Annotated in this window: 13 protein-coding genes; 12 read left to right on the top strand and 1 reads right to left on the bottom strand. The window is 28.1% G+C overall.

All coding sequences use genetic code 11. The features are described 5' to 3' along the window. The first annotated feature begins 7 nt into the window (after nucleotides 1-7). The 9 genes from U881_RS0104045 (at nucleotide 8) to U881_RS0104005 (ending at nucleotide 10,458) form a co-directional block, all read left to right on the top strand. Nucleotides 8-973, top strand: a complete 966-nt coding sequence (locus tag U881_RS0104045; protein ID WP_024653337.1) for a tetratricopeptide repeat protein — start codon at nucleotides 8-10, stop codon at nucleotides 971-973. Between the two features lie 12 nt (nucleotides 974-985). After that, nucleotides 986-2,035, top strand: a complete 1,050-nt coding sequence (locus U881_RS0104040; RefSeq protein WP_024653336.1) for a rod shape-determining protein — start codon at nucleotides 986-988, stop codon at nucleotides 2,033-2,035. Nucleotides 2,036-2,037: 2 nt separating this feature from the next. Next, nucleotides 2,038-2,883: a rod shape-determining protein MreC gene (gene mreC, locus U881_RS0104035; protein ID WP_024653335.1), complete on the top strand. Its 846-nt coding sequence runs from the start codon at nucleotides 2,038-2,040 to the stop codon at nucleotides 2,881-2,883. Beyond that, a complete protein-coding gene (locus U881_RS0104030) occupies nucleotides 2,880-3,362 on the top strand; it encodes a hypothetical protein (protein WP_024653334.1) in 483 nt (160 codons plus the stop codon). The genes mreC and U881_RS0104030 overlap by 4 nt, the downstream gene beginning before the upstream one ends. 5 nt (nucleotides 3,363-3,367) lie before the next feature. Next, the gene (mrdA, locus tag U881_RS0104025) at nucleotides 3,368-5,167 is read left to right on the top strand and encodes a penicillin-binding protein 2 (protein ID WP_024653333.1); all 1,800 of its coding nucleotides are present in this window, start codon (nucleotides 3,368-3,370) and stop codon (nucleotides 5,165-5,167) included. A gap of 3 nt (nucleotides 5,168-5,170) precedes the next feature. Then, the gene (gene rodA / locus U881_RS0104020) at nucleotides 5,171-6,490 is read left to right on the top strand and encodes a rod shape-determining protein RodA (RefSeq protein WP_024653332.1); all 1,320 of its coding nucleotides are present in this window, start codon (nucleotides 5,171-5,173) and stop codon (nucleotides 6,488-6,490) included. Nucleotides 6,491-6,652: 162 nt separating this feature from the next. Beyond that, nucleotides 6,653-8,404, top strand: a complete 1,752-nt coding sequence (gene thrS / locus U881_RS0104015; protein ID WP_024653331.1) for a threonine--tRNA ligase — start codon at nucleotides 6,653-6,655, stop codon at nucleotides 8,402-8,404. Nucleotide 8,405: 1 nt separating this feature from the next. Further along, nucleotides 8,406-9,029 (top strand): CDP-diacylglycerol--glycerol-3-phosphate 3-phosphatidyltransferase, encoded by a 624-nt coding sequence (pgsA, locus tag U881_RS0104010; RefSeq protein ID WP_024653330.1) that lies wholly within the window; start codon nucleotides 8,406-8,408, stop codon nucleotides 9,027-9,029. Then, nucleotides 9,019-10,458: a hypothetical protein gene (locus U881_RS0104005; RefSeq protein WP_024653329.1), complete on the top strand. Its 1,440-nt coding sequence runs from the start codon at nucleotides 9,019-9,021 to the stop codon at nucleotides 10,456-10,458. The genes pgsA and U881_RS0104005 overlap by 11 nt, the downstream gene beginning before the upstream one ends. Here U881_RS0104005 and cyaB read toward each other — a convergent pair. Beyond that, on the bottom strand, nucleotides 10,435-10,962 hold the full coding sequence (cyaB, locus tag U881_RS0104000; RefSeq protein ID WP_024653328.1) for a class IV adenylate cyclase: 528 nt from the start codon (nucleotides 10,960-10,962) through the stop codon (nucleotides 10,435-10,437). The two genes, U881_RS0104005 and cyaB, sit on opposite strands and share 24 nt — an antisense overlap. Nucleotides 10,963-11,052: 90 nt before the next feature. On the opposite strand from cyaB, the gene U881_RS0103995 reads away from it, so the two are divergent. From U881_RS0103995 to U881_RS0103985, 3 genes are read left to right on the top strand one after another with little or no spacing between them, the layout of a single operon-like run. Beyond that, the gene (locus U881_RS0103995) at nucleotides 11,053-12,372 is read left to right on the top strand and encodes a TrkH family potassium uptake protein (RefSeq protein ID WP_024653327.1); all 1,320 of its coding nucleotides are present in this window, start codon (nucleotides 11,053-11,055) and stop codon (nucleotides 12,370-12,372) included. A 6-nt stretch (nucleotides 12,373-12,378) separates the two neighbouring features. Further along, complete coding sequence (locus tag U881_RS0103990) at nucleotides 12,379-13,161, top strand: potassium channel family protein (protein WP_024653326.1); 783 nt, start codon at nucleotides 12,379-12,381, stop codon at nucleotides 13,159-13,161. A gap of 12 nt (nucleotides 13,162-13,173) precedes the next feature. After that, entirely contained in the window at nucleotides 13,174-14,145 is a 972-nt protein-coding gene (locus tag U881_RS0103985) for a nucleotide-binding protein (RefSeq protein ID WP_024653325.1), read from the top strand. Nucleotides 14,146-14,176: the final 31 nt, after the last annotated feature.

The raw sequence follows: 14,176 nt of genomic DNA, 5'->3' as shown, positions 1-14,176 counted from the left end.
AGTCTTTATGGGGATCAATTATTTGAAATCTATTTTTTATTTGATTATAAGTTTATCACTAGTATTCTTTATTTTTTTTATTATATCTTATTTTAAAGCTTTTTCTAACTCTTATTTAAAAGCAGGTCCTACTGAGGTTAATTTGCTTGTTTTGTGGGATAATAAGGAATATAAAGAGATAATAGATTATGCTGAGAATGGTCTTAAAGAAAATAAGTTCGATTTTAATTTAAATTTACTTCTTGGATTTTCATATTTTTATCATTCCTTAATGTTAAATGATAGTTATTTAAAAAATCAATTTTTAGATAATGCAATAGAAAGATTACGTTTTTTAATGTCTATTAATGATGATGTTCCTATGAGTTCTCTTTATTATATTTTAGGAAAAGCTTATTCTCATAAGGGCGAGTATTATAGTGATCTTTCTGTTAAATATTTAAATAAGGCTTTGTATTCAAGTAGTTTTGATTTTATGAGTGTCAAAGAAGATATTTTTGAGTACTTAGGATATTCTTATCAGCTTTTAAGAAATTATAATTCTAGTTTAAAATTTTTTGAAAAGGCTTATAGAGAAAATAAATCTGATCTTATTCTTTGGAGTTTGGCATATGTTAATTATAAGGCAGGCGATATTGATAAGAGTGTTGAATATATAAATAAGTTTTTACAAGGAGATCATGATTCATTAAGAGGAGAAAAGCGTGATGATAATTTAATGCAAAAGGTATATTTGCTGTATGGAGATATTTATTTTGAGAAGAATTCTTATGAGGATGCCTTTAATTGCTATGATAAAGTCTTGAAAATTAATGGTTTAAATCCTAATGTTTATGTTAAAATAGGAGACATATATAGAAAAAGAGATAAAGATTATCCTAAGGCTAGAAAATATTGGCGAGAAGCATTAAGCATTGATCCTTATTTAGAAGAAGCAAGGGAAAGGCTTAAAATTAGTCTGGAGAATTTTTAGAGGGAGATTGGTTTGAGTTTTTTTAAATCTTTTTTGATAGATATTGGTATTGATCTTGGCACGTGCAATACTTTGGTTTATATTAAGGATTATGGTGTAGTTATGAGTGAACCTTCAGTAGTTGCTATTGATCTTAATAAGAATAATAGGGTGGTGGCTGTTGGTCGCAATGCAAAGAAGATGCTTTGGAAAACGCCAGAAAATATTAAGGCAGTCAGACCACTGCGTGATGGTGTTATTGCTGATATTGAAAATACAGAAAAAATGATTCGATATTTTATAGGTCAAATTTTTTCTCGAAAAAAGTTATTTTTTAAACCTAGGATGGTAATAGGGGTTCCAACTTGTATTACTGAAGTTGAGAGAAGAGCTGTAAAAGAGAGTGCAATGAATGCTGGTGCTCGTGAAGTTAAGGTTATTGAAGAATCTCTTGCGGCTGCTATTGGATCTGATATACCCATTTTTGAACCAACAGGTCATATGGTTTGTGATATTGGAGGAGGAACCACTGAGATATCAGTTATTTCTCTTGGTGGTATGGTGGTAAGTAGGGCTATTAGGACGGGTGGTGATGAGTTTGATGAGAGCATCATTAAATATATGAGGAATGCTCATAATATTATTATTGGACAACAAACGGCTGAGAAATTAAAAATTCAAATAGGTAATGTTTATCCAGATACTCATAATTTAAAGATCGAGACAATAGATATTAAGGGAACAGATGCTGTTACGGGTCTTCCTAGAAAGCAAATTATTGATTCTATGGAAGTCAGGGAGTCTTTACAAGAACCTATTAGTACTGTTGTTGATGAGGTTAAGAGAACTCTTGGAGCAACTCCCCCAGAACTTGCAACAGATATTGTTGAGCGTGGAATCATATTGACAGGAGGTGGAGCTCTTCTTAAAGGGCTTAGTAGACTTTTATCAAAGGAAACAGGAGTGCCAGTTTACGTTGCAGATAATCCTCTTTTATCTGTGGCTGTTGGAGCTGGTTTATTTTATGATTATGCTAATAGAATAGATATTAGTAAAAACATATATAGTTTTATTAATGAGTAAATATGAAGTTTCTTCTTAATTTCAGGCATTTTATTAAGATATTACCTGTATTAATATTTGCTACTGTTCTTATGTTTTATGATACAAATGGTTCTAGGGTAGAGAAAAGAGATAGTTTTTTTATTTTTACTATAAATTCATATATTCAGAGGAATATGCATGAATTTTTTAATTTTGTCTCTAGTATTTTTAAAGCAATAAATGAATATAAAGATTATGGTGAGACAATAGAATCTTATAAGAAGAGAATACAACAACTTGAAATAGTGATTCAGAATGTTCAGGTATTAAGACAGGAAAATTCTAGACTTAAAGAACAACTTGGATTTTATTCTGCACATTCTAATGACTTTATTTCAGCTGAAATAATTTATCTAAATTATGCAAATATTTCGTCTTTAATGGCAATTAATAAAGGCTATAATGATGGTGTTCAAAAAGATATGATAGCGGTTGCTTATCAAGATGGATTTAGTGGTCTTGTTGGTAAGGTTGTTAAAGTTTATGCAAATACTGCTAGGATTTTACCTTTAACTAGTTATGAAAATTTTGTTTCTGCTAAGATTCAAAATAGTAAATTTATAGGTCTTGTTGAGGGTAAGGGATATGGTGAAGTTCTTGAGATGAATTATGTTAATAAACTAGCTGAAAATTTTTTAAAGATTGGAGATTCTGTTGTTACTGCTGGGTTTAGTGATTATCCTGGTGGCATTTATATAGGTAAGGTTACTCATTTTGACGTTCTTGAATATAATTCTCTATTAAGTATTAAGATCGAACCCATAATAGTTTTAGATAAATTAGAATATGTTTTTTTAATTAAAGGCAATGAGAGGATACAGAATTGATATCTTTTATATTCTATTATATTATTAGTGTGCTTTTGGGACAAGTGTTTCAGTATTATTGTGATATTAATTTTTCTTTTTCAATAGATATATTTTTAATTATTTTAATTTTCAATTCTTTAAATTTTGTTTTTAATGTGGGTTTAATTTCAAGTATTTTACATGGTTTTATTATGGAATATTTTAATGGTTTGCCACTTGGTTTTTTTGTCTTTAGTTATGTTTTGATATTTTATCTTCTCTATAAAATTAAGATGGTTGTTCCAAAAAGTATGTTTAGCATAACAATGTTTTTTATTTTTGCAAAATTTGTTATTTGGTTTGTGGCAATGATTTTTTCAGATTTTATTGATCTTAAAGGATTTAATTATTCAATATTTAATATAAATCTTATTATCAATATAGTATTCTTAAATTTTTTGTATCCAATTTTAAATTATTTCACAAGAAGTCTTCATACTATTAGGGAGGAATATTAATTGCAATGAATCTTGTTTTAAGTGGCAGATATAGGTTTGGAATGTTACTTTTATCTTTGGTTTTTTTTTCTTACCTTTTAACTTTATTCAAGATGCAAATTGGTAAGCATTTACTTTATGATAGGGAAGCAACATTTCTTTTATCTAGGGTTGAAAAGGTTAGTGCTTCAAGAGGTGAAATCTTAGATTCAAATTTTAATGTTCTTGCAAACAATCTTACGGCTTTTGTTTTAAAGATTAGTTTGGAGCAGTATTATAATATGTCTATTGAAGATAGAGATGGAATGTTAAATTTTCTTTCAAACATTTTAGGTATAGAGAGGGAACTTATTCTCTCTAAGATTGAGGCTACTAGAGGGTATTTAAAAGATGTAGAAATAGTTGAACTTGAGCCAGAAATGTTATTTAGGATTGCTGAGAAGAGAAGTTACTATCCTGCTCTCTTGTGGACATATTCGTTTAAAAGGAATTATTTGGTAGATGATGCTTATTCTCATCCTATTGGATATGTTGGTAGGATTAATCAGAGAGAATTACGTGCTTTTTATAATGTTAAAGGATATGATAACAATTCTACAATAGGAAAATTGGGGGTTGAACAAATTTATGATAGTTATATTAGAGGTAAAGAGGGCTTAATTAAATATAGAGTTGATTCTAGAGAGAGAAAAATAGATAGTGGTTCTATTATTGAGCATATGACACCTGGTAATAATCTTGTTTTAAATATTGATAAAGATATTCAGATGCTTGCTAAGAACGCTTTAGGTAAGAGATACGGAACTTTAGTGGTATTAAAACCTTCAACAGGAGGTGTGTGTGCTCTTTATAATTATCCTTACTATTCAATGAATGATGTTTATAATAAATATTCCAGAGAAGATTATTCGTTTTTAAATAGGGCAATACAATCAGTTTATCCGCCTGCATCTATTTTTAAGTTGGTGATGACTACGGCCTTATTAGAAGAAAAAGTTTTTGATAAGGATAAAAAAATTAATTGTCCAGGGTATTTTAGAGTGGGTAATAGAGTATTTCATTGTTGGAACCGGGTTGGTCATGGTTATGTTGATTTAGAACATGCTGTTGCTCATTCGTGTAATGTTTATTTTTATATGATGGGACTTAAATATCTTGGAGTTGAGAGAATAGTTAAATATGCAAAAGAATATGGCTTTGGTGAAAAAACAGGAATTGATTTGCCAAATGAAGTGTCTGGACTTCTTCCAAGTCCGGAATGGAAAGAGAAGACTTTTAATCAACCTTGGGTAGGTGGTGATACTGTTAATTTTTCAATAGGGCAAGGTTTTTTAAACGCTACTCCCATTCAGATTGTCAATATGGTAGCTATGATTGCAAATGAAGGTGTTATTTATAAACCAAGAATTGTTAATAAAATTTTAGATGGTAATACTAATGAGGTTATTCTTGAAAATGTTCCGGAAGTTCTTAAAAAAACAAGTATTATTAGTAAATCTACTTTTAGGCTTTTGAAGAAATATATGAGAAATGTTGTAACTTATGGTACTGCTAAGAATTCAGTTTTAACAAAAACTGTTGAGGTGGTAGGTAAGACAGGTACGGGTGAGACGGGTGTTGTTGGAGTTGAGAATAATTCTTTTATTGGTCTTGCTCCTTATAATGGGCCATCTAATAAACAAATTATTATCTTTAGTTTTGTTGAGGGGAGAAGTAATGCAGGTATGTGGCCTGCTAAGTCTGTAGATTTAATGATTCAAGGGATTTTTGCTAAACAGAGTTATGAGGATATTCTTAGAGAATATAGACCATGGTATCTTAGGTAAAATATGGCTGTTTTTAGAAAAAGTTATGATAGTTTGACATTATTTAGTTTAGTAATGATATCTTTTATTGGAATTTTGCTTATATATTCTAGTGATTATACTTCTAATGGTTCTTTAATGAAAATAGAATATATTAAGCAGATTGTATGGGTTATTGGTGGATTTATTGTAGTTTTTGTGGTGGGAAAATATGATCTTAAGATTATACATGGTATGGTTTATCCTTTATATTTTTTGTTGGTTGTCTCTTTGATTTTTACTGCCATTTTTGGTGTTACTGTTAATGGAGCTAAATCTTGGATTGGAATTTGGAAATTAGGTGGACAACCCTCAGAGTTTGGCAAGATTATTGTTATTTTAACCCTTGCTAAATTTTATAGTAGTAAAAGTGAATATCATAATTTTTTTGTTTTTGCTTTTGCTTTTATTATAGTTTTGCCCGTTATTTTGCTTGTATTTTTGCAGCCTGATTTTGGTACGGCTGTAGTTTATTTGAATATGTTTATATTTATTTCTTTTTTTGCTGGTGTGGATATACACTATATTTTATATTTTACTTTAACGGGATTTTTATCATTCCTTTTTATAGTATTGCCGGTGTGGTATGAATATAAAGCAGATATGGGTAATATATTATATTTAATTTTTTCTAATAATTTTTATTTTAAAGTAGCTTTTTTAGTATTAGCATTAATATTTTTATCCTCTGCTATAGGTTTTTTTGTTTCAAAATATAATTTAAATATTAGACTTGTTTATTTTTATATATTATTTGTAAGTTCCATTTTATTAATGGCAGCTTTTTTTTCTAAATTTTTATCAAAATTTATGAAACCTTATCAAATTAAGAGATTTTTAGTTTTCTTAGATCCAAATATTGATCTTAAAGGTGCTGGTTGGAATTTAAATCAGGTCAAGATTGCCATTGGGTCTGGAGGTGTTTTCGGAAAGGGATTTTTAAAGGGTCCTTATACTCATGCAAATTATGTTCCCTCTCAGAGTACGGATTTTATTTTTTCAATTCTTGCTGAAGAATTTGGTTTTTTAGGAGTAAGTATTGTTTTAACATTATTTTTCTTTATTTTTTTTAGAATTTTAATCATAATGGATAAAAGTAAAGACAGATATATGTCTTTACTTCTTGCTGGTGTATTGGGTCTTTTGTTTTTTCATACTTCTTTTAATATTGGTATGTCTTTAGGTTTATTGCCAATTACGGGTATACCTTTACCTTTCTTATCTTATGGCGGTTCATCTACTATTACTTTTTTTTTGGCAATGGCTCTTTATTTTAATATTGAATCTATAGTTACTATGGACTGATAAATTTCATTTTTTCTTGTGATTTTATCTGTTTTTTTAGTAAATTTTTTTGTATATTGTATTGATAAGATTTAGTGTTTACTCTATAGCGTGTATAAATGTTAATTTATTATAATTATAATGTTTTTATACTTCAAATCTTAAAGTTTATAAGGTGTTGTCATGGGTGAAAAATTAGATAAGGATAGTGTTCTTTATAAGAAGAGACATTCGATTGCACATGTTATGGCAGAAGCTGTGCTTGAATTATTTCCAAATACTAAAATTGCTATAGGTCCTTCAATTAAAGATGGTTTTTATTATGATTTTGATTTTGAAAAGCGCATTTCAGAAGATGATCTCTTATTAATAGAACAAAAAATGAGAGAAATTTTAAAGACGGGAAGTCCTTTTATAAAAGAAGTTATAACTAAAGAACAGGCTTTAGTGCTCTTTAAAGATGAACCTTATAAGATGGATTTAATTCAAAATCTTGATGCTACAAATGAGATTTCAATATATAAGAGTCATAATTTTACAGATCTCTGTAAAGGTCCTCATGTTGATAGTATGGATAAAATTGATCCAAAAGCATTTAAATTAATCAGTATTGCTGGTGCTTATTGGCGTGGTGATGAGAAGAATAAGATGTTAAGTCGTATTTATGGAACTTTATGGAATAATGAAAAGGACTTGCAAGCATATCTTAAATTGCAAGAAGAAATAAAAAATAGAGATCATAGAAAACTTGGTCGTGAGCTTGATTTGTTTTCTGTTCATGAGGAGATAGGTCCTGGTCTTATATTTTTTCATCCTCATGGTGCTAGGATAAGAGCTTTGATAGAAAATTTTTGGAGAGAAGAGCATTTTAAGAATGGTTATGATATACTCTTTACTCCTCATATTGGTAAATCTTGGATTTGGGAAACTTCTGGACATTTGGATTTTTATAAAGAAAATATGTTTGAAAAAATTGAGATGGATAAGAGTGATTATTATGTTAAACCTATGAATTGTCCGTTTCATATTGCAATTTATAATAGCAGTAAGCATTCTTATAGAGATTTGCCATTTAGATGGGCTGAACTTGGTACTGTGTATCGTTATGAAAAGATAGGTGCACTTCATGGTACTATGCGTGTTAGAGGTTTTACACAAGATGATGCACATATTATCTGTACTTATGAGCAAGTGAAGTATGAGGTTAAAGAAGTTTTGCGATTTGCTCTTGATATGTGGAATAAATTTGGCTTTACCAATTTAAAGGCATACCTTTCAACAAAACCTGAAAAAGCTGTGGGGAATGATGATGATTGGAAAATGTCTGTTGCAGTTTTAGAGCAAGCTTTGCTTGATTTTAATATTGGTTTTGAGGTTGATGAGGGTGGAGGAGCTTTTTATGGTCCTAAAATTGATCTTAAAATAATTGATTCTCTTGGAAGGGAATGGCAGATGAGTACAGTGCAGTTTGATTTTAATCTTCCTGAAAAATTTAAGATGACTTATACAGCAGAGGATGGTAAGGAAAAGCAACCTTTTATGATTCATAGAGCTCTTCTTGGCTCTATTGAGAGATTTTTTGGAATTTTAGTAGAACATTATGGCGGAGCATTTCCCGTGTGGTTAGCTCCTCTTCAAGTTGTAATTATTCCTGTAAATAGTATTGTAGAAGAATATGCATTAGAAGTGTTATCTCGGTTTCAAAATGAAGGAATTAGGATAAAATTTGACAATGATTATAATATGAGGATGAATGCAAAGATTAGACAATATCAGTCCAAAAAAGTTCCCTATATGTTTATTATAGGAGAGAGAGAAGTGGTAGATGGAAAAATTTCAATTAGGACTAGAACAAATGAGCAAATTAATGGACTTGAACTTAAAGAAGCTCTTGAATTTGTGAGGTTAAAGATAAGTAGTAAGGAGAGTCTGTAGGTTGAATAATACAAATGTAATTAGTCCAAATAAAATAACTTTTTTTAGAATTATATTGTCTTTTGTTGTTTTATTTATATTATGTTTTGAATATTTGTGGAATCCTTATTTATTTTTAATTTTAATTTGGTTTTTAATCATTTTTAATGAGATTACAGATATTATTGATGGATATATTGCTAGGCAATATGGTTTGGTTAGTAATGTGGGTAAGATTTTGGATCCCTATGCAGATGTGTTGCAGCATTTTACATATTTTGTTTTTTTCTTTTATAAAGGTATTACCCCATATTATTTTTTTGTGATATTTGTATATCGTGAACTTTCTGTTGGTGTTATTAGAAATTTAATTATTCAATTTAATATAATCCAGCAAGCCAAAATTTCAGGTAAAATAAAATCATTATTCTATGCTATTGCAACATTTGCTAGTCTTTTGTTTTATACCTTAAACAAATTAAAAGTTATGAAATTTATTGAAAATTTTATTAGTTCAATTTTAAATTTAACTTTTAGTTTTTCCTTTATTGTTGAAATAATATATGCTATTTCTGCTCTTATAACTGTTATATCGTTAGTTGATTATATTATGATATTATTGGATCTTTGTAAGTATGAAAAGTAAGTTATTATTAATATTTGTTTTTCTGTTGATTAGTTTTTATTCTTATGCTGATGTAAAGCAAGTATTAACAAATATGAAACCTTTAAGTATTTCAAGTAAAAGTGGAAAAGGAAGCATTTATTTAAAAGTTGACAAGTCTTCTAATTATATCTTAACTTTTGATGTTGCGTCAGGTATAGATTTTGTATATATGGTATATGATGTTTTGAACAAAAAATATATAACAGATAAGATAAGAAAAAATGATGTTAAGATTGAATTAGAAAAGGATGTTCTTTATGCTGTAATTTATGTTACATCAGAAAATGTAAACATTGATTTTACTCTTAGTGATTTGGATTTATCAATAATTAGTGATAGTTCTTTGAAGTCGAAAATATCTAATATAAAGAAACAAGATAAAACTTTTTTGTCAACAGATTTGCCAAGTTTGAAGTTAAGTTCAAGGCTTAAGAAATATGTTTTAAAAACTTATAAGCGCAATATTTATATTGCATATCAGATGGAAGATGATGAAAATATTAAAGTTGCTTCATTTATTGAAAATATTGGTTGGTTTGATATAAGTTCTGCTGTTAATGATAATATTACTGATATTTCATGTTTTGATTTTGCAATTAATTCTAAAGGAGAATTGTATGTTGTATTTACTACTAAGAATACCAGTGATTTTCCTAGTGAACTTATAGTTAAGAAATTTAATAGTCGCAAGTGGATTGATGTTAGTCCTAAATTTAGAGAAAATATTGGATTTTTGGTCAATATTAGTATTGACAGGAAAGATAATTTGTATGTAGCTTATTTGAAAAAAATTGGTCATGAATATAAATTAAACTTTGTTGTAAATAAAGGATATGGAACTGTTTGGAATAGTATTATCGATTCTTATGTATCTAAAGGCAGTTCTGATGTTGATGTTTTAAGTATTGGTGTTATTTCTGAACCTTTTTTAGGAATTTTTTATAATTATAAGGCAAATGATTATGTTAATTCTGAATTTATTGTTGATAGGGGAAAAACTTGGTCAAATGCAAATATGCAATCTGCAAATATGGCAGATTCTGTTAAGATTTTATCTGATTCTAAGTCAGACGAAATTATTTTGGGTTATATAACAAAAGATAGACCTATTGTGAGTATATCTACTCTTAAATGCGACAGATGGGAGAATGTAAGTCCAAATATTAAAATTAAAGGAAAGATTGGCGATATTTTAAAATATCGCAATGATTTATTCTTTACTTTTGAAGATGATAATAATATAAGACTTATTTATTTAAATGATTATAATTGGTATTATTTAAATGAATCTGAAATTTTTCAAAAATCTGTTTGTAAGCCCCAATTTGCACGATATCAAAAGGAAGGATTTATATTATCATGTTTGAGTTTAGATTTTAAGGTTTTATTCCTTAAGTTGATTAGATAATAGTTCAAAGTATGATTTTTTTTCAATATTGTCTTGTAATTTAAATTCTTTTATTGTTTCATAAATTTCTTTCTTTGCAAGATCGCATTCGTTTTTATTATCAATATAAATTAATTTTTCGATTTCTAAAAAGAAACCAAGGTTATGAATTTCGTTAATTTCTATATTTAAGTCGTCTTTTTTATAAATTAGGCTTTTTTTGATTTTTTTATATAAAATTTTGAAATTCATTTCTTTTATAAAAGATATGAAATTATCCATTTTATCTACTTTAAATTCAATTTCTTTGTTTATTTCCATATCCTTGTCTAAGGACTTAATTTTAAATGTTATAATTTCATCTGAAATATTGGATTTTCTGATTCTAATAAGTTTTTCTGAATTGTAATAATAAATATCATTTTTAATTTCTTCTTTTATAAATTTGAATTTTTGATTAGCTAATTTTAAAATTTTTTTAAGTCTGTTTCTGGGAATAAAAGCTTTCAATTCAATTTCATACATGTATTAAAAATAGTAAAATTATGTTAATATTTCAACATTCTACGATTTTTATCATGATATCTGGTATGTTTTGTTATATTTTATTTTTATATGTTGAAATTTGAATTTAGTGATAGGTTTTTTCTTTTTAGTTATTTTATCTTAATTATGTTCTTAGGCTCTTTGTTATTGTTGTTGCCTATTGCGTGGAACGGTGTTGAAAAATTAAAATACATAGATGTTTTATTTACGTCTGTATCTGCTGTTAGTATTACGGGGCTTGTTACTGTTAAGATGGAGAATTTTTCTACTTTTGGATTTATCATAATAATGTTGTTGATTCAATTTGGGGGACTTGGTTTTATAACAATTACTACTTTTTATTTACTGATTCCTAAGCGTAAATTAAAGTTAACCGATGCTAGGATAATAAAGCAATATTCTCTTTCAAATATTGAATATAATCCCTTAAAAATTTTAAAAAGTATACTTTTTGTAACTTTTTTAATTGAATTAATTGGACTAATATTAATATTAGTTTGTTTTAAACTTCGGGGTGTGAGTATTTCTTTTCTTGAGGCCTTATTTACGGCTGTTTCTGCTTTTTGTAATGCAGGATTTTCTATGCATTCTGAGAGTATTTATGCATGGCGTGATGTCCCTGAAGCTATAATTGTTATTGCTATTTTGATTATTTGTGGAGGCCTTGGATTTATGGTATATCGTGATGTTACTAATACTATTAAATATCGCAAAAAATTGTCTCTTCATGCTAAAATTGTTTTTATATTTAGTTTTTTTTTGATTATTTTTGGTGCAATAGTGTTTTTTTTCTCGGAAATTCATAAACTAAAAAATGGCTATTCACTTGGTACTTTGATATTTAATGCAATATTTTATTCAATAAGTACAAGAACGGCTGGTTTTAATTATCTTGACAATGCACTTATTTCAAGTAGAACGCAAATGCTTTCTTTGCCATTTATGTTTATTGGTGGTGCTCCAGGTTCAACTGCTGGGGGAATTAAGATTACTACATTTTTTTTAATTATTCTTGCAGTAATCAAATCTCAAGATGGTAATGGTTATATTATTGGTTCTTATAAAGTTTCAATTGATAGCATAAGATTTGCGCTTTTATTTTTTGTTAGAGCCGTTTTTATTTTATGTTTTTCATTTTTTGTTCTTCTTGCTGCTGAGAGTGGTGGAAAATGGAGAGTCATTGATTTGGGATATGAAGTTTTTTCTGCTTTTGGTACTGTTGGTTTATCAGTTGGGGTTACACAAGATTTGTCATTTTTAGGTAAAGTAATTATAATTTTTACTATGTTTGCAGGTCGAATAGGGCTTTTTTCAATGGCAATTTTTGTTTCAAGAAAATCTCGTTTTGAAGAATTTACAAGGCCAAGACAAGATATTTTAGTGGGTTAAAATAGGGTGAAAACATTTGTTATTATTGGTCTTAGTAATTTGGGAATTCATGTTCTTGAAAATTTAAGTAAGCTTGATTGTCAAATTATTATTGTTGACACTTCAAAAGAATTGGTTGAAGAATATGATGTAATTGCTACAGAAAGTTTTATTTTAGATCAGTTTACGAAGAATGCATTAAAGAAGGTTATTCCTGTAGATACTGATGCTGTTATTATTGATTTTGATAATGATCTTGGTAAGAGTGCTCTTGTTACTCATTATTGTAATCTCTTAGGTGTTAAAGAGATATATGTGAAGACTGAGGATGGAGATGATGCTGAAATATTAAAAACTCTTGGTGCTACAAAAATTATATTTCCAAGTAAGGATGCTGCTAGAAGATTGACACCATTATTGGTATCTCCCAATCTTTCAACGTATAGTATTGTGGGGCATGATATTATTGTTGCTGAGACCGTTATTCCAAAAGAATATGTGGGTAAAACTTTGCTTGAGGCTGATTTGAGAAGAGAAAAAGGAATTACTGTTATTGCTGTTAGAAATTTAAGTAATTCTAGATATGAACTTGTGGATGGAGATTATTTTTTCTTGAATAATGATAAAATTGTAATTTGTGGCAAACCTGATAAGATTGAAAGTTTTACAAATAATAAAGATTTAATTAAGGATTTAATATCAGTTTCTGAAGCAGAGGATGCTTCTTGTAAAAATAGCTCTAAAAAATTAAGTTTTTTAAGGTTTTTTGATTTCATGAAGAAGTTTAATAAAGATAAGAAAAATAATTAATAGGATTTTAAGATGACTAAAATTATTCCTGTTGCAAGTGGAAAGGGAGGTGTTGGCAAAACATCTTTTGTTGCTAATATTGGTTATAAACTTTCATGTTTAGGCAAGACTGTGATACTTGTTGATCTTGACCTTGGTGGTTCTAATTTGCATACATGTTTAGGTGTTAAAAATACTGGTATTGGAATAGGCTCTTTTATTAATAAACAAGAAAAAGATTTCTCTAGTTTGGTTCTTAAAACTCCTTATAAAAAGCTTTACCTAGTTCCAGGAGATGTGCTTTATACGGGTACAGCCAATATTCCTTTTTCTGTAAAAAAAAGGATAATAGAGTCTATTCAAAGAGAACTTGTTGCTGATTTTGTTTTTATAGATTTAGGTTCAGGGACATCTTATAATACAGTTGATTTTTATTTGTCATCTTATAGTGGCATAATCGTTACTGTTCCAGAAACTCCTTCAATTCTTAATGCCTACTCTTTTTTAAAAAATGCTCTGTATAGGCTTTTATATTTGGGTTTTCCTCCAAAAAGTCCTGAACGTGAATATATTAGTAATTTTTTTAAAAATAAAATAGAAGGTACAAACGTTAAATTTAGAGATTTAGTTTCCGGAATTGAAGTTGTATCTTTAAGTTCATCACTTAAGGTGAAAAAAATGATGAATAGCTTTTATCCTAGAGTTGTATTAAATAGAATAGAGTCTAGCGAAGAGATAGCTATGTGTGAAAATTTAATAAATGTTGTTAAAAATAATATTAATATACCAGTTGAATTTATTGGTTTTATTCCCTTTGCAAAAACTTTTAGAGCATCTGTTAATAATAGAATTCCATTTATTGATTTTGACAAAAATTCAAAACTTAATAAATATTTTGAATTTATTGCAGGTAATTTAATTAAATCACCTGTTGAGGGTTCACCTTATATTTATGATGATATATACGATATGATTAAAGAGCAAAGTCAGTTTATTAGGAAGTAATTGGATTATAATGATACTTTAGGAGGGGGTA

Origin of the sequence: Borrelia persica No12 (genome assembly GCF_000500045.1) — a bacterium.
Taxonomy (GTDB): Bacteria; Spirochaetota; Spirochaetia; order Borreliales; family Borreliaceae; genus Borrelia; species Borrelia persica.
Note: the sequence above shows the minus strand (reverse complement) of the source record. Positions and strands in the feature narration are given on the sequence as shown.